The sequence below is a fragment of the Caballeronia sp. ATUFL_M2_KS44 genome (assembly GCF_023630965.1).
Classification (GTDB): Bacteria; Pseudomonadota; Gammaproteobacteria; order Burkholderiales; family Burkholderiaceae; genus Caballeronia; species Caballeronia concitans.
Window position 1 is genome coordinate 39,413 of record NZ_JALQEA010000014.1, and the last position, 15,163, is coordinate 54,575.

A 15,163-nucleotide genomic window follows, 5' to 3' on the forward strand; every position below is an offset into this window, starting at 1 on the left:
CGTGTTCGTTATTCGAATGCTGTCCAGCCGTCGCTTAAAAGCCCCGATACGATGACACAGATGAAGCTTACAAAACAAATCGCGCAAACGGTTGCGAGGGTTTATGCGGAAGCTTTTCTTTAGATCAATGGCGTTTTCCTCGGGAAGTGTTGTTGTGACGCGAAAGTCGCGGGAGTCTCATGCGTACGCGCTGGCGATGCCTGGCAAATGCAAGCTGTCGCCCGCGCCATCGGGCAGTCAGTTTGTCGTCAGTTGTGCTGTAAGCGGATGAAGGCGCTTTGTATGCTGCATGCAACATGCAGCACGCAAAATGCCATTCGTTAGTTCGCGGGAATCGTGACAACCGGCGCCTTCGACGTATCCGTCACTTCCGCCAGCGCCATCAGGTTCTGCACCACCGTGAAGGCGTACTTCGAATCGAAGTCGCCCCGGTCGATCCAGTATTGCGCCTTGTCGTAGAGCACGCTCACGTATGCGTCCTGCGGCGCTTTCTCGCCGACCTTCACGACGATCGTCGGGCGCGTTTCGCCGCCGGTCAGACCGATCGTCGGCTTGGTCGCGCCGCTGCCGATCTGCGGGTCGGGCACGGGAATCTGCGCGCCGAGATCGGTCAGGATGCCGAGCACCGAGCGCGTGACCATCGGAATCCGGTCCTTATCGGACGACTGCCCGTACACGATCTCGTACGTCTTCATCTTCGGCGAGAGATGAAGCAACCGGCGCACGAGCGCGAGGTCGTCGGTGGTGGCCTTGTTCGAGCCGCTGCGCGTCGCGGCGAGCGTGATGAACACGCGCGCCGCATGGTCCTCGTTGCGCGATTCCACGTTGAGCTCGCCCGCGAGTTGCAAGCGCCGCAACGCCTGGATCAGCAGAAAGAAGTCGGGCGCGCCCGACGCGTTCGGCCCGCCCAGCGCGTTGCCGTTCTGCAGACCCGCAATCGACTGCGCGGTGATGCGCAACAGCAGATCGATCGGCATGCCGCTTTCCGCGAGCGGCAGCACGAGCGTCGGCGGCAGCGGCCGAATGTACGCGCTTGCGTAGGCGTCGCCGGTGGTCGGCGTGAAGGTGAACGTCGGGTGATTCGAGTACGACACGCTGCCCGTCGCTTGCGCATAGTTCGGCTGCGCGCCCGATCCTGCATTCAAAATGCCACCGCCGGACGCATCGAAGTTGTATGCCGCGATGATGCTGCTGACGGTGAGGAACGACGGCGCATCGGCGAAGCGCAACCCGACGATGGCGGCAAGAATTTCACGCTTCTGGGCATCGCCGAGCGCGCGGGCGTAGTCGACCTGATCGGCTTTCAGCCGCGACGGACCGAGGCTGGAACAACCCGCCGCGAGAAACGATGCGCTGAGAATGGCGGCGGATAAGGCTTTCGTGGGAATCGTGCTGGCTAGTGTCCTGATCATGGGCTCTGAGTGGAGGTAGGCGAGGAGGATCGTCGGCGCGAGGTCCGCGGAACATCCGCGGCGGCGCAGCAATTCCCATACCGTCCATTCACGCGCACACGCGGCGGCGCTCGTTCTTGCTATCCTGAATCGGCCGTCTCGCCATGGACCATCAACGGGAAAACATCATGCTGGAGCTACGACCCGGTTGCGAATGTTGCGACAAAGACCTGCCGCCCGATTCCGCCGATGCACGCATCTGCACTTTTGAATGCACTTTCTGCGCGGACTGTGCGGATCGCATTCTGAATTCCAAATGCCCGAACTGCGGCGGCGAACTCGTGCCCCGGCCACGCCGTCCGGCAGAGAAGCTGGCGAATAACCCTGCATCGACGAAACGGGTTTTCAATCCGGACTGCGCGCGGCAACGTTCAAGCTGAGCGCGCCGCAGTCGATGCACTCATGAAGCGCTATCCGTGCGCTTTTCGGGCGCGCTCGCTGCGGGCGTATCGGAGCGTGCGCGCGCAATATGCCGGCTCGCTTCGGCGTGCTGCGCGACGAGCGCATCGAGTCGATCCTGCGCGAAGCGCGGTCCGTCATCGCGTGCATGAGCGACAGTCGCCCCGAACGCAGCAGCAACAAAAAGAATCTTGGCGAAGTGTTTTGTATTCATCATTCACTCCACGAAAAGACTGTCGTGTGAGGCTTTAGCATCGCATATCGGGGCGTGTCGGGTGCTGTCGTATCGGACAAAGTCGAGCGCGGCGATGCCTTTCGCATCGGCATGCACGATCGCGAGCTTGCATGCCGCACGCCGATTTCCTATCTCTTAGGCAGAAGACCATGTCCAGGAGACCGTCATGACGAAACTCGCCCTCTTCTTCGACGGCACCTGGAACGAACCCAACGACCGCACCAACGCCTATCTCCTCTACAAGCTCGCGCCGGAAACCGACGATCAGGAAACGCTGTACGTGCCCGGCGTCGGCACACAAGGCAACGGGCTGTTCTCGCTCGCCAACAAGTTCCTCGGCGGCGCATTCGGCGACGGCCTCTCCGAGAACATCAAAAGCGGTTATGCGTGGCTGTGCCTGCGCTACCGGCCGGGCGCATCGATCTATATTCTCGGATTCTCGCGCGGCGCCTATTCCGCGCGCAGTCTCGCCGGCCTCATCCGCAAATGCGGACTCGCGAACGACTGGAGCGACGACTCCATCCGTCAGGCGTACGGCATCTATCGCGATCAGAGCGTGAGCGCCGACGACGACTCGGTGAAGGCGTATCGCCAGCAGTTCTCGCGTGAAGTCGATGTCGCGTTCATCGGCGTATGGGATACGGTCGGAGAACTGGGCATTCCGATCGACGGCATCGCCGTGCCGGGCTTCGCGAGCTACTACAAGTTCCACGACACGACGCTTTCGAATCGCACGAAGGCTGCGTATCACGCGATCGCCGCGAACGAATTCCGCTCGCTCTATAAGCCGACGTTGTGGACGCAGGGCGCCGAAGATCGCGGCGCGCTGCCGCTCGAGCAGCGCTGGTTCGCGGGCGCGCACGCCAACGTCGGCGGCGGCTACGTCACCCCGCCGCGCGATCCGGCCGACCTGCTGCCGCTGATTCCCGCCGAGTGGTTGCGCCAGAAGGCCGAATCGCACGGACTCGGGTTCGACAAGCCGATCGCGATTCCCGACGACGCGTACGCGTCCGAGCCCATCGACTCGTATACCGAATTCACGAGCAAGAATCCGCTGTTGCGCGACGTCTGCCAGAAAGCGCCGCGCGCGGCGGGCACGGCGCTGAACGAGACAATCGATCCGAGCCTCTTCAACCGGCTCGATGCACCGGACTTTCTCGATGCCTATCCGGCGTTGCGCGAGCAGTTGCGCGGCTTGCCGCTCGGCGAGTGACGAGCGACAAGCGAAGGCGCGTCGCCGATCAGAAGATATGCGGCGGCGTGCGATCGACCATGTCGCGCGGCAGGGTTTCGTCGAGTTCGAATTCGACGCTCGGGAAATCCTGCAGGCGCCCCGCCACCTCGGCTTCGCCTTCGCTCGTGAAAAGGCCGTCGAGATAATCGAACGTGAGCTTGTCGACGAGCGCCTTCAGCGCAAGCTCGGGACTGCGCTTCGGCTCGACCGCGACGTCGTCCACGTCGAGGCGCGCGCAGAACTGCCCGCCGCTCGAATCCATCGCGCCGATGTCGATCACCTTGCCGTCGACATTCTGCGCGAGCACGCGCTGCTCCACCGCGAACAGCCGGAACGGACGCGCGAGCGCGGCGGCGTCGTTCGGGGCGCGGGTCGTATCGGCGTTGTTCTCCTGCTTCGGGTTGCGTTGCGTCGTCATGGCGATCTCCTTCGATACATTCATCGCGACGATGCAGCAAGGCACGCGCCCGCGCGCGGTGCGCCGCAGCATCGCGCGAAGTTTCCCTTGTGCAGCGCGGCGTCCTACAGTTCGAGCATGGTTCGATGCAATCTCACTCACGCAAAGGAGCAGCCAGTGGACGGATACATGAGCACGAAGGTGGCGGTCATCACCGGCGCGGGCCGCGGACTCGGACGCAGCGCGGCGCTAAAGCTCGCGCAACAGGGCGTCGGCATCATCGGCACGTGGAACAGCGACGCCGCATCGGCCGAAGCGGTGGCCGGCGAGATCGAGGAACTCGGCTGCAAGTGCGCGATGCTCAAGCTCGACGTCGGCCGATGCGACACCTTCCCCGCATTCGCCGATGAAGTCTGCAAGGCGCTCGAACAATCGTTCGAACGCACGAACTTCGATTTTTTGGTGAACAACGCGGGCGTCGGCGTGCATGCGTCGTTCGTCGATACGACACCCGAGCAGTTCGACACGCTGCTCGACATTCATCTCAAGGGACCGTTCTTTCTGACGCAGGCGCTGCTGCCTTTTCTGCACGAGGAAGGCAGCATCGTGAACGTGTCGAGCGGGCTCACGCGCTTCGCTTTGCCGGGCTACGCGGCGTATGCGGCGATGAAAGGCGGCATCGAAGTGCTCACGCGGTATCTCGCGAAGGAGCTTGGGCCGCACGGGATCACGGTGAACACCATTGCGCCGGGCGCGATCGAAACGGACTTCGGCGGCGGCGTGGTGCGCGACGATCAGAGCGTCAACGACTTCGTCGCGCAGAACACGGCGCTGGGGCGCGCGGGCGTGCCGGACGACATCGGCGGCGCGATTGCGGCGATGCTGTCCGAGGGCAATCGATGGATGACGGCGCAGCGCGTCGAGGTATCGGGAGGCATGTTTATCTGACGCTCCGACAGCCGCGCGAGGCCCAGACGCAGGCGCAAAAAAAACCGGACGCCGAGGCGTCCGGTTTTTCTTGAAGCAAGCGCCGCTTAGAAGCGGTGGATGATACCCACGCCTGCTGCGAACATGCTGCGCGATGCGGACGGCGTGGTCTGGAAGCCGTCGCCGATCGTCGCGTTCGCGTTGGTCTGTGCGTTGACCGGGCCTGCAGGCGTGAACGTCGGGTTCGCGAGCGTGCGGCCGTTGGCGCGCTGGAACGCTTCCAGAGCGTACAGACCCGTGCGCTTCGACAGCGAGTAGTACTGGGACAGGTTGAACTGGTGGTACGAAGCTGCGTCGTTGATGCCGTTCGCCTTGCTGGCCCACGTGTAGCTGTAGCCTGCCGCGAAGTCCCACGCGCTCGATGCCTTCCAGTGCAGCACCGTGCCTGCCGTGTTGAAGACGGCTTCGTCGGTGAACTTCGAGGCGATGCCCGGAATGTACTGAACGTTCGTGTACGTCGCGGTGATGTCCCACGCGCTGTTGAACGTGTAGCCGAGGCCCACGGCGAAGCGGTTCTGGGCTTGCGCGCCCTGATAGCCGTTCGTCACCGCCGACACGCCCGACTGGCCGGCCGTGTTCGTCGTCGATGCGTCGCCGTAGACGCCGCCGCCGACCGTCGAGTTGTTGATGCGCGTGAACGCAACCGTGCCGCCGATCGGGCCTTGCGAATACTGGATCGCAGCCGACCAGGTCGAACCCTGATACACGCTGTCAGGCACGCCTGCGAACGAGTACGAACCGCTCACCGTGAAGCCGTACAGCTTCGGCGACGTATAGACGACCGAGTTGTTCGCGCGGTAGATCGTGTCCAGTTCGTCCAGATCGCCCGGGTGCGCGCCGAAGTAGCCCGTCAGCCAGTTCGTCGGGCTGTACGGCGCCATGAGCGTGTAATACGACGTGTACTGGCGGCCCACGGTCAACGTACCGAACGTCGGGTTCGTGAGACCGACCCAAGCCTGGCGACCGAACATCGCGTTCGCGTATTGCTGCGCGCCGTTGTTGATGTTGAAGCCGGATTCCAACTGGAAGATGGCCTTGTTGCCGCCGCCCAGATCTTCCGCGCCCTTCAGGCCGAAGCGGCTGCCCGCCCAGATACCCGATGCCATCTTGACGTTCGAGCGGCCTGCCTGCGACTTCGCCAGGTTCGTCTGGCTGCTTTGATAAACGATCGAGTCGTCGACGATACCGTACAGCGTCACGCTGCTCTGCGCGAAAGCCGGCGCAGCGGCTGCGAACGCGGTCGCGGCGATGGCGGCGGCCTGGGTCATCTTGAAGCTTTTCATTTCTTCTCCTCTTGCATCGTGCGGTATGAGCGAATCGTTCGTGATCGGACTGGAACCGGAACCAGGCAAGGCTCGCCGGTGACATCGACCGTAACTTTTATCGCTGGCAAGTGTATGGCTTACCGATGGAATCCGAAAGAATCGGCTTCACTGGTGTCGTTTTTTTTGCACCGTGTGGTTAACCAGTATTTGCGTCGACGCAAATATTCGGCATTCGGTCGCCAGCATGACAAGAAGCTGTCAGCGACGTGGCGCCGCAGCATGGCGGAGGTTGAGGACGCCCCGTGCCACAAGGCTCTGCGGCAGCACGGTAAAGATTGCCGCAGACGTCCGGCGCGCGATCGCATCGGAAAGAGATGCGCGGAATAACACTCGTGTTTGGCGGCGCAGAATGGAGGAAAAGCGGGCAGGCTGCGAAAGCAACCGGAAAGCATCGGCGTGGGATGCATCGGGACGCGAGCGACGCGTGAAAGGCGCGCGTCGCCCGGAAGGAAGGATTACCGCGACGCTTATTGCTCGATCTTCGCCCGCAGTTCGCGCGCGGTTTCGAGCAAGCCTTCGTAGCCCGAGCGCGCGTGCGACGGCAGATCGGGATCGCCGACGAGCGTGCCGAGCGTCTCGATCAGGCTGTAGAGAATGCCCTTCGCCGCGCCGGCGGCCATGCGTCCCGCCGCGACGGATTCGTCGACGTGCGTGATCGCGGCATCGAAATGCTCGACGTTCGGATGCCGCTCGGAAAGATCGGGCGCGCTCGAGCGTGTGTCGCGCGGCTCGGTCGGGTCGCTGTTCATGATGGTCTGCCTCCGTGGCAAGTGCGAATGTCCTCGTTCCTGTATAGCGCCGCCGCGCGATGGCCGCAATCCGTGCGTGCCGCGCCGTATCGTCGCGCGCCGTGTGTGCTTCGCGAGCGCCCGCGAGCGCTCACGACGCCGGCAACTCCTGCACCGGCACGATGCGATGCACGCGCCGCGCATCGACGTCATGCGCACCCGCCGCGCGATGCGGCACGCCGTGCTCCATCAACAGCGCGCGCAGTTCGTTGATGACCGGAAAGACTTCGTGATTGTGATCCGCGCCCTGCCGGTCATGCGCTTCCTGTTCGCGCTCGACGATCCATCGATCCTCCTTGAAGATGCGCTCCGTGAACCACACGAGCAGCGGCCACGCGGCGTCGAGCAGGACGGGAATCTTCGGGCGGCGGATCGACAGCAGGCCGAAGGTGCGATTGGTGCGCTGTTCGGCATCGAGCGGCACGTAGGCGATCCACAGGTCCATCACCATCGTCTCGTCCTTCGTGCGGATCTTGAGCGTCTGATACGGATACTCGGTGCGAACCGTCATCACGTCTTTCTGCGTCTCATCGGGCTTGGCGCCGCGCTTCTGGCCGAACACGAGCGCCTCGCCGATCGGCTGCTTTCCCGCCTCGCGCGCGAAGGTGTAGTCCACTTCGATCCAGTCCTCGCCCCGCCGCCGCCCGAGCGATCGCGCGCGCATGCTGCCCATCTGCCGCCGATGCAGGAACTGGTGGTTCATGTCCATCAGGTTCTCGTGCATGAACGTGTAATGGCACTTCACTTCCTGGCCGAAGCGGCGCGTCTTGTAGACAGGATCGGTGGCGGAATCGAGCGACGGAAACCGCGCGGTATCGGCGCGAAGCGGATCGCCCGTGAACACGAACACGAGCCCCGCTTCCTCGCGGCACGGATACGCGCGCACGCCGTTGGGCAGGCGCTCGCGTCCGAGATAGGGAATGTCGGTGCAGCGGCCGGTGCAGTCGTAGGTCCAGCCGTGATAGCAACAGCGAATGGATTCGCCATCGACGACGCCCGCCGAAAGCGGCACTTGCCGATGCGCGCAGCGGTCTTCGAGCGCAAAGACCTTGCCCGAGCCCGTTCGCACGAGCACGATGGGATCGCCCGCGAAGCGCACGCCGTGCGCATGGCCGCGCTTCACTTCGCGCGACCACGCGAGCGGATACCAGTGATCGGGATGAATGTCGATGCGGCGCAGATCGCGCGGCTGGCTTGCGGATGTATCGGCGACACCGGTTTCCTGCTCGCCTTGCGGCAACGCTGCGTGCATGTAGGACGCCTCCGGGAGGAGTGAGATCGGATGTGAGCGCCTGTCGCGAATGCGGGCGCAAAGGAACGATCTCTCGCAGTCTACACGGCGTCGCCCGTTTCGGCGCGGGCGAACCGTCGGGTCGCGCTCGTCTGCTCGCGCCTGCTTGCCTCATGCGTCGTCGCGCTTGACGAACACCAGACTGAAGTTGTTCGCGGGCATCGCGATAGCTTCGGCAAGCGTGAATCCGGCCTCGCGCGCGAGCGCCTCGACCGTTTCCATGTCGCGCACGCCCCAGCGGGAATCGGTGGCGCGCAGTTGCGCATCGAAGGCTTCGTTGCTTGACGCGGTATGCGCGCCATTGCGCCGGAACGGTCCATACAGGTACAGTACGCCGCCCGCGCCGAGCCGTTCGGCCGCGCCGCGAACGAGCGCCTCGGCCGCTTCCCACGGCGCGATGTGGATCATGTTGATGCACACGATCGCCGCGACGTTGCCGATGCCCCAGTCGCCGCTCGTCACGTCGATGCAAAGCGGCGCGTCGAGGTTCGGCAGTCCCGCATGCGCGCGCCACGCCGCGATGGATTCGCGCGAGGCGGCGTCCGGATCGCTCGGCTGCCAGACGATGCCCGGCAACGCGCTCGCGCAATGCGCGGCATGCTGTCCGGTGCCGCTGGCGATTTCCAGCACCACGCCGCGCTTCGGCAGCACGCGTGCGAGGACGGCTAGAATCGCATCGCGATTGCGTTCGGCGGCGGGTGCGCGGCGGCGCACGCCGGCGTCGGAATTTGGTGAGGCTTGCGTCATGGATATGGCTCGATAAGCGAAATCTGTCATCGAGACTAAGGGCGCTCAAGCTGCCGCGTCAAGCGACGCCGAGCTTTCAAACGCCATGGCGCGAAACCTGCTGCCTGACGTCCCTATTACAAACAAAGCGACAAACAAAGCGACACGGCGCGATGCAAACGCGGCGCGTCGTCAAACCTGTGTATGCTGCCGATGATTCCCCGCGCCGCGCGCGATTCGCGCGGCGACATCATCGAATGCAAAAGACCACCGGCTTTGCACAGCCGCGTGTCGAACCGGAGCGAAACATGCAAGACACGAGACGCGAAGGCCCCGATGAAGACACCATTGCGTTCGCAACGGAAGTGTTCAACACCGCCCGCCGCGGCGATGCCCCGATGCTCGACGCCCTGCTTCACAAAGGCCTGCCGCCGAACCTGCGCAACGACAAGGGCGACAGCCTCGTGATGCTCGCGAGCTACCACGGCCACGCCGACGCGGTGCGCGTGCTGCTCGAACACAAGGCCGATCCGAACCTGCGCAACGACAACGGCCAGACGCCGATCGCCGGCGCGGCGTTCAAGGGCTTCAAGGACGTGATCGAAACGCTGCTCGCGCACGGCGCGGACATCGAAGGCGCATCGCCCGACGGACGCACGGCGCTGATGATCGCCGCGATGTTCAATCGCGTGGAGATCGTCGACATGCTGATCGCGCGCGGCGCGAACCCGGATGCACGCGATCAGAACGGCTTATCCGCACGCGAGTACGCCGCGCGAATGGGCGCAGCCGATACCGCCGCGCAGCTCGCGGGCCGGCAGCCGGGAACGGACGCATCGACGGGCGCATCGACGGGCGCATGAGCGCATGCGCGCACTGAGACACACGGCCGGACGCTCGCGTCGCCGGTTCACACAATACAAACCAGGAAGGTGGCCCGGACACATGGAGCTTTTGTGATGACAGGCGGTATCTCGCATCGGGGTGATGCGTTGGCCAACAAAGCGGCATTCACGCTGGTTTCCGCGCCGGTTTTAGCGATACGGCACGCCTGGCATGCCGTATGGCGCCTGATCGTTCTGTTGTTCGCGCTGGCACGGTGCACACGCGGCCTGCCGCGTTCGGCCGCCCTCGCCATGCTCGCCGCGTGCGCGCTCTCGGCGTGCGGCATCTTTTCGCAGCAGACGCCCGCGCCGATCGTCGAGCACTCGTACATTCCGGCTCCCGACGAAACCGAAACCGCCGATACCGAAGAGCCCGCGTCGTCCGTCGTCGTCGCGCCGGAACCGGCGTCCGCCGTGAAGCCGCCGCCCCCGCCGAAGCCGAAGCGCCGCATCGTGAAGCCGAAGCCGGTAGAGCCGGTCATCACCGCGCCCGCCGAGCCGCCCGAACCGCCTCCGCCGCCGCAGATCATCTCCACGCGCATCATGCAGCACGACCAGTTGCACGGCCTGCTCGATGCCGAAGTGCAGCGCCCCGACGGCAAGGTCGTGGGCCGCGCGGTGGACATGTATATCGATGCATCCGCGAAGCCGAAACTGCTGATGGTGAATCTCGCGGGCTTCATGGGCGTCGGCGATCGCAAGGTCAATTTCCCGTGGACGGCGTTCCGCTTCGCGCCGAATTCGAAGGCCGCGCCGATCACGTTCCTCCCTCCGCCGCCGCCCGCGAAAGGCAAGCCCGCGGATCCGGTGCCGAAGCCGCAGCCCGTCAACGAGGCGCCGCCGAACTTCACGCCGCTCGTCGATTCGACGGTGACGCAGAAAAACGGCGCGCGCATCGGACGCGTGGTCGACGTGCTCGTCGATTCGCAGGCAGAGCCGCAGGCGCTCGTCGTCGATCTGTCGAGTTCGCTCGCGGCGGACAAGCGTCACGTCGCGGCGAACTGGGGCGATCTGCAGGTCGTTTCACGCAACAAGCAGCTCGTGCTTCAGATGAATTTCAACGACGCGCAGCTCAAAGCCGCGCCGACGTACGCGCCCGAACAGCCGATCAAGATCGTGTCGCCGGTCGTCCCGGCGACGCCCGCTTCGTCGGCGACGGCGACGGCTGCGTCATCGGCGACGGCGACGGCTGCATCGTCGGGCGGCGCGACGGCGTCGGGCGCGGTGGCGGCGCAGGGCTCGTCATCCGGCGCGCGCCCCGCCCGATAAACGGATCACGACATGAATAACCGATTCACGACATGGTAATTGCACGAAGTCTGCGCGCGCTCGACTGGCTGAACTTCTTCGTCGCCAACGTGCAGACCGGCTTCGGCCCGTTCATCGCTTCGTACCTCGCGGCCCACAAGTGGACGCAGGGCGAGATCGGCCTGATGCTGTCCGTCGGCACGATCAGCGCAATGGCGAGCCAGCTTCCCGCGGGCGCGCTCGTCGACGCCATGCGCAACAAGAAGTTCGCGGCGCTCTCGGCGATCATCGCGATCATCGTGAGCGCGCTGCTGCTCGCCGCGAGTCCGACGTTCATCCCCGTGTTCGCGGCCGAAGTGCTGCACGGCTTCGCGAGCTGCATGCTCGTCCCGGCGATGGCCGCGATCTCCGTCGCGCTCGTCTCGCGCGCCGATCTCGGCGACCGGCTCGGCCGCAATGCGCGCTGGGCGTCGATCGGCAGCGCGCTGACCGCTGCGCTGATGGGCGCGTTCGGCGAGTATCTGTCGCTGCGCTCGGTGTTCTTCCTGACGGCGGCGCTCGCGTTGCCGGCCATCGTCGCGCTGCGCATGATTCACTACGATGCGCCGCCCGCGGTGCCGCGCGCGCCTCCCGGCAAGCCGAAACTCACGCCCGAAGGCGAGGAGCGCGAGTCGCTGCGCGAGTTGCTGAAGGACCGGCGGCTGCTGATTTTCGCGGCGTGCGTGGTGCTGTTCCATCTCTCGAACGCGGCGATGCTGAATCTCGCCGCCGGCGAAGTCACCGCGCACATGGGCGACAACGTTCAACTGGTGATCGCGGCGTGCATCATCGTGCCGCAGTTCATCGTGGCGGCGCTGTCGCCGTGGGTCGGACGGCAGGCGCAGAAATGGGGCCGGCGTCCGATCCTGATTCTCGGCTTCTGCGCGCTGCCGATCCGCGCGCTGCTGTTCGCGGGCGTGAGCAGCCCGTATCTGCTCGTGCCGGTGCAGATGCTCGACGGCATCAGCGCGGCCGTGTTCGGCGTGATGCTGCCGCTCATCGCCGCCGATGTCGCCGGCGGGCGCGGCCACTACAACCTCACGATCGGCTTCTTCGGGCTGGCGGCGGGCGTGGGCGCGACGCTTTCGACGGCGGCGGCGGGCTTCGCGGCGGATCGCTTCGGCACGGCGATGAGCTTCTTCGGTCTCGCGGGCGCGGGCGCGCTCGCGGTCGCCCTCGTCTGGCTCGCGATGCCGGAAACGCGCACGGAGCATGTCGCGCCGAAGGTGGAGAAGCCGCCGGTCGAGGCGTGAAAGTCGTTCGCCGGCGGCTTCAGGCGAGCGGCTTCAATCCGCCCAGCAACGTCGGCACCAGTTCGCTCACCGTGGGATGCACGTGCATCGCGCGTTGCAGCGTGGTGTACGGCGCATCGGCGTTCATGATGTCGACGAACGTGTGGATCACCTCGTCGCCTTCGATGCCGTAGATCGCCGCGCCGAGAATGCGCTTCGTGTTCGCATCGACGAGCGCCTTCATGAAGCCGTCCGTTTCGCCGCGTTCGCGCGCACGGCCGACGCGCGTCATGGGCATCGTGGCGATGAGCGCCGCGCGGCCATCCTTTCTCACGTCCGCTTCGCTCATGCCGACGCGCGCGAACGGCGGATCGACGAACACCGCGTACGTCATGATGCGCGTATCGACGCTGCGCGATTCGCCATCGAGCAGATTCGCCGCGACGATCTCGTAGTCGTTCCACGACGTGTGCGTGAACGCGCCGCGCCCGTTGACATCGCCGATTGCCCAGACGCCTTCCGCTTTGGTGCGCAGCTCGCCGTCCACGTCGATCAAACCGTGCCGGTTCACCGCGATGCCCGCGTGTTCGAGCCCGAGATTGTCGGTGTTCGGCGTGCGGCCGGTCGCGAAGAGCAGATGCGATGCATCGATGGTTTCATCGCCCAGCTCGATACGCAGCCCGCCGCTCGTCTTCTCCACGCGCTTTGCTTCGACGCCGAAGCGAAACTCCACGCCCTCGCGCGCGAGCACGTCCTGCATCGCGCGGGCGACGTCTTCGTCCTCGCGCGTCAGGATGCGCTCGCCGCGCACGAGCAGCGTGACGCGGCTGCCGAAGCGCCTGAACATCTGCCCGAATTCGAGCGCGATATAGCTCGCCCCGACGATCACGAGATGCTCGGGCACGTCGGTCAGTTCGAGAATGCTGGAGTTGGTCAGATACGGAACGCCTTCGAGCCCGTCGAGCCCGTCGATATGCGGCACCGTCGCGCGCGTGCCCGTGTTGATGAAGATCATGTCGGCGTGAATGTCGTGCGTCGCGCCGCCGTCGCTCTCGATGGCGAGCGCGCGCGGTCCCGTGAAGCGGCCATGCCCCTTGAACACGGTGACGTTCGGCGTGCCGCGCAGCCATTGTTCGATGCCGTCGCGCGATGCGCCGATGACCTCGTCCTTGCGCGCCTTCACGCGCGCCATGTCGATGGTGATGTCGCCGCCGATATCGACGCCATACTTCGACGCCGTCCGCGCGACATGCGCCGCACGCGCGCTCGCCACATACGTCTTGGTCGGCGTGCAGCCGACATTCACGCACGTGCCGCCGAAAAGATGCCGCTCGATGACCGCCGTGCGCTTGCCGCTTTCGGCGAGCCGCACGGCAAGCGGCGAACCGCCCTGCCCGGTGCCGATGACGACTGCATCGAAATGCTGTGACATGCGTGAGCCTCCGTGGCCGATGCGTGCCTGGCCAAACATCGGACAATGCACGCGTGATGGATTCAACGCCCGGCCATCTTACGCTCAACGCCGCCGACGGGCACGGCGCGTGCTCGCGTCCATTGGATGGCTTACCCATCCTCCCGCTGTTTCCAGGGCGTTCCATGACCGAGACGATCTGGTTTCTCGTCGTCGGCGGCGTGCTCATCTTCATGGGACTCGCCGGTTCGGCGTTCAAGCGCCTGCCGATCAGCACCGCGATGTGTTATCTCGCGATCGGCTTCGCGCTCGGGCCGGGCGCGGCGAATCTGCTGCACATCCGGCTCGACGGCGACGCCACCGTCCTGCGCCTCGTCACCGAAGTCGGCATGCTCGTGTCGCTGTTCGCGGTCGGCCTGCGGCTGCGCGTGCCGCCGACCGATCTCCGCTGGCTTTTGCCGGTGCGCCTCGGCTTCGTCGCGATGGTGCTGACCATCGTGCCGCTCATGTTCTTCTGCGTGTATGTGCTCGGCATGAGCTGGGGATCGTCGTTGCTGCTTTCCGCGATGCTCGCCCCCACCGATCCCGTTCTCGCCCACGACGTGCAGGTCGAGCAACCCGGCGACACCGATCTGCTGCGTTTCTCGCTGACGGCGGAAGGCGGCGTGAACGACGGCATCGCGATGCCCTTCGCGCTGCTCGGCCTCGCGGTGTGCCGCTACGAAGCCTCGCCCGACGATGCGCTGCACTGGGGCTTCCTTCTGCAAGCGGCGTGGGGCACGTTCGCCGCGCTCGCGAGCGGATGGCTGCTCGGCGGGCTGACCGTGCGCCTCGTCGCCTATCTGCGCACGCATCATGGCGAGGCGCTCGGCTCCGAAGGCTTCTATGCGCTGGGGCTGATCGCGCTGTCGTATGGCGTCGCCGAATTGCTGCACGCGTATGCGTTTCTCGCGGTGTTCGCGGCGGGCCTGGCGACGCGTCGCGTCGAGCAGAAGGCAAGCGGCGACAAGTCCGCGCGCGAAGCGGTCGGCACCGTCGATGCCGACGACGTCAGCGCCACCGCCGCCGATCCCCGGCGCGCGCACGCGTTCATGGCCGAGCGCGTGCACGGCTTCACGATCGAACTGGAACGCATTGCCGAAGTGGCGATCATGCTGATGGTCGGCGCGGTGCTCGGCGCGATGTGGCGCGACTTGTTCACGTGGCAGGCGACGCTCCTGATCGCCGCGCTCTTTCTCGTGGTGCGGCCGCTGGCGGTGGAGGCGTCGCTGATCGGCGCGGGCGCATCGCGTCCGCAGCGCCTGCTGATGGGCTGGTTCGGCATACGCGGCGTCGGCTCGTTCTACTATCTGCTCTATGCGATCGAGCACGCGCCGAAAGACGTCGCCGCGCCGCTCGTGCCGTTCGTGATCGCGGCGATCGCGGCGTCGGTGATCGTGCACGGCGTGACATCGACGCCGCTGATGAATCGCTATCAGCGCATCCAGAACAACGACTGAGCAACGACTGAGCAACG

General features: G+C 65.3%; 15 protein-coding genes. 8 read left to right on the plus strand and 7 right to left on the minus strand.

The annotated features are described in order from the left end of the window. Positions 1-320: 320 nt before the first annotated feature. Positions 321-1,412, minus strand: coding sequence for a hypothetical protein (locus NCR39_RS07290; RefSeq protein ID WP_250451598.1), 1,092 nt, complete (start codon positions 1,410-1,412; stop codon positions 321-323). 167 nt (positions 1,413-1,579) lie between these two features. On the opposite strand from NCR39_RS07290, the gene NCR39_RS07295 reads away from it, so the two are divergent. The 3 genes from NCR39_RS07295 (at position 1,580) to NCR39_RS07305 (ending at position 3,298) form a co-directional block, all read left to right on the plus strand. Then, a complete protein-coding gene (locus NCR39_RS07295; RefSeq protein ID WP_250451650.1) occupies positions 1,580-1,831 on the plus strand; it encodes a DUF1272 domain-containing protein in 252 nt (83 codons plus the stop codon). An 89-nt stretch (positions 1,832-1,920) separates the two neighbouring features. After that, positions 1,921-2,094, plus strand: coding sequence for a hypothetical protein (locus tag NCR39_RS07300; RefSeq protein WP_250451599.1), 174 nt, complete (start codon positions 1,921-1,923; stop codon positions 2,092-2,094). Positions 2,095-2,251: 157 nt separating this feature from the next. Further along, positions 2,252-3,298, plus strand: coding sequence for a T6SS phospholipase effector Tle1-like catalytic domain-containing protein (locus NCR39_RS07305; protein ID WP_250451600.1), 1,047 nt, complete (start codon positions 2,252-2,254; stop codon positions 3,296-3,298). A gap of 28 nt (positions 3,299-3,326) precedes the next feature. On the opposite strand, the gene NCR39_RS07310 is transcribed toward NCR39_RS07305, so the two are convergent. After that, positions 3,327-3,737 (minus strand): hypothetical protein, encoded by a 411-nt coding sequence (locus NCR39_RS07310; RefSeq protein ID WP_250451601.1) that lies wholly within the window; start codon positions 3,735-3,737, stop codon positions 3,327-3,329. A gap of 168 nt (positions 3,738-3,905) precedes the next feature. On the opposite strand from NCR39_RS07310, the gene NCR39_RS07315 reads away from it, so the two are divergent. Beyond that, complete coding sequence (locus tag NCR39_RS07315; RefSeq protein WP_250451602.1) at positions 3,906-4,664, plus strand: SDR family NAD(P)-dependent oxidoreductase; 759 nt, start codon at positions 3,906-3,908, stop codon at positions 4,662-4,664. A gap of 86 nt (positions 4,665-4,750) precedes the next feature. Here NCR39_RS07315 and NCR39_RS07320 read toward each other — a convergent pair whose 3' ends face one another. The 4 genes from NCR39_RS07320 to NCR39_RS07335 all read right to left on the minus strand — a co-directional run bounded on the left by NCR39_RS07320 (position 4,751) and on the right by NCR39_RS07335 (position 8,854). Further along, complete coding sequence (locus NCR39_RS07320; RefSeq protein ID WP_250451603.1) at positions 4,751-5,986, minus strand: porin; 1,236 nt, start codon at positions 5,984-5,986, stop codon at positions 4,751-4,753. Between the two features lie 509 nt (positions 5,987-6,495). Continuing rightward, on the minus strand, positions 6,496-6,777 hold the full coding sequence (locus NCR39_RS07325) for a hypothetical protein (protein WP_250451604.1): 282 nt from the start codon (positions 6,775-6,777) through the stop codon (positions 6,496-6,498). A gap of 130 nt (positions 6,778-6,907) precedes the next feature. Next, positions 6,908-8,068 carry a Rieske 2Fe-2S domain-containing protein gene (locus NCR39_RS07330; RefSeq protein ID WP_250451605.1) on the minus strand — a complete coding sequence of 387 codons (1,161 nt, stop codon included), beginning with the start codon at positions 8,066-8,068 and terminating at the stop codon, positions 6,908-6,910. A gap of 150 nt (positions 8,069-8,218) precedes the next feature. Then, complete coding sequence (locus NCR39_RS07335) at positions 8,219-8,854, minus strand: DUF938 domain-containing protein (protein ID WP_250451606.1); 636 nt, start codon at positions 8,852-8,854, stop codon at positions 8,219-8,221. A 287-nt stretch (positions 8,855-9,141) separates the two neighbouring features. Between NCR39_RS07335 and NCR39_RS07340 the strand changes: the two genes are divergently transcribed. The 3 genes from NCR39_RS07340 to NCR39_RS07350 all read left to right on the plus strand — a co-directional run bounded on the left by NCR39_RS07340 (position 9,142) and on the right by NCR39_RS07350 (position 12,257). Further along, positions 9,142-9,696 carry an ankyrin repeat domain-containing protein gene (locus tag NCR39_RS07340; RefSeq protein ID WP_250451607.1) on the plus strand — a complete coding sequence of 185 codons (555 nt, stop codon included), beginning with the start codon at positions 9,142-9,144 and terminating at the stop codon, positions 9,694-9,696. Between the two features lie 273 nt (positions 9,697-9,969). After that, a complete protein-coding gene (locus NCR39_RS07345) occupies positions 9,970-10,986 on the plus strand; it encodes a hypothetical protein (protein ID WP_502800183.1) in 1,017 nt (338 codons plus the stop codon). A gap of 32 nt (positions 10,987-11,018) precedes the next feature. After that, a complete protein-coding gene (locus NCR39_RS07350; RefSeq protein WP_040048435.1) occupies positions 11,019-12,257 on the plus strand; it encodes an MFS transporter in 1,239 nt (412 codons plus the stop codon). A 19-nt stretch (positions 12,258-12,276) separates the two neighbouring features. Here NCR39_RS07350 and NCR39_RS07355 read toward each other — a convergent pair whose 3' ends face one another. After that, complete coding sequence (locus NCR39_RS07355; RefSeq protein WP_250451609.1) at positions 12,277-13,668, minus strand: FAD-containing oxidoreductase; 1,392 nt, start codon at positions 13,666-13,668, stop codon at positions 12,277-12,279. A 164-nt stretch (positions 13,669-13,832) separates the two neighbouring features. On the opposite strand from NCR39_RS07355, the gene NCR39_RS07360 reads away from it, so the two are divergent. Continuing rightward, positions 13,833-15,146: a cation:proton antiporter gene (locus NCR39_RS07360; protein WP_250451610.1), complete on the plus strand. Its 1,314-nt coding sequence runs from the start codon at positions 13,833-13,835 to the stop codon at positions 15,144-15,146. Positions 15,147-15,163: the final 17 nt, after the last annotated feature.

Excerpts from the sequence above, each read along its gene's own strand:
- NCR39_RS07290 (WP_250451598.1), bottom strand. The coding sequence starts at position 1,412 with ATGATCAGGACACTAGCCAGCACGATTCCCACGAAAGCCTTATCCGCC.
- NCR39_RS07295 (WP_250451650.1), top strand. The coding sequence starts at position 1,580 with ATGCTGGAGCTACGACCCGGTTGCGAATGTTGCGACAAAGACCTGCCG.
- NCR39_RS07300 (WP_250451599.1), top strand. The coding sequence starts at position 1,921 with ATGCCGGCTCGCTTCGGCGTGCTGCGCGACGAGCGCATCGAGTCGATC.
- NCR39_RS07305 (WP_250451600.1), top strand. The coding sequence starts at position 2,252 with ATGACGAAACTCGCCCTCTTCTTCGACGGCACCTGGAACGAACCCAAC.
- NCR39_RS07310 (WP_250451601.1), bottom strand. The coding sequence starts at position 3,737 with ATGACGACGCAACGCAACCCGAAGCAGGAGAACAACGCCGATACGACC.
- NCR39_RS07315 (WP_250451602.1), top strand. The coding sequence starts at position 3,906 with ATGAGCACGAAGGTGGCGGTCATCACCGGCGCGGGCCGCGGACTCGGA.
- NCR39_RS07320 (WP_250451603.1), bottom strand. The coding sequence starts at position 5,986 with ATGAAAAGCTTCAAGATGACCCAGGCCGCCGCCATCGCCGCGACCGCG.
- NCR39_RS07325 (WP_250451604.1), bottom strand. The coding sequence starts at position 6,777 with ATGAACAGCGACCCGACCGAGCCGCGCGACACACGCTCGAGCGCGCCC.
- NCR39_RS07330 (WP_250451605.1), bottom strand. The coding sequence starts at position 8,068 with ATGCACGCAGCGTTGCCGCAAGGCGAGCAGGAAACCGGTGTCGCCGAT.
- NCR39_RS07335 (WP_250451606.1), bottom strand. The coding sequence starts at position 8,854 with ATGACGCAAGCCTCACCAAATTCCGACGCCGGCGTGCGCCGCCGCGCA.
- NCR39_RS07340 (WP_250451607.1), top strand. The coding sequence starts at position 9,142 with ATGCAAGACACGAGACGCGAAGGCCCCGATGAAGACACCATTGCGTTC.
- NCR39_RS07345 (WP_502800183.1), top strand. The coding sequence starts at position 9,970 with ATGCTCGCCGCGTGCGCGCTCTCGGCGTGCGGCATCTTTTCGCAGCAG.
- NCR39_RS07350 (WP_040048435.1), top strand. The coding sequence starts at position 11,019 with ATGGTAATTGCACGAAGTCTGCGCGCGCTCGACTGGCTGAACTTCTTC.
- NCR39_RS07355 (WP_250451609.1), bottom strand. The coding sequence starts at position 13,668 with ATGTCACAGCATTTCGATGCAGTCGTCATCGGCACCGGGCAGGGCGGT.
- NCR39_RS07360 (WP_250451610.1), top strand. The coding sequence starts at position 13,833 with ATGACCGAGACGATCTGGTTTCTCGTCGTCGGCGGCGTGCTCATCTTC.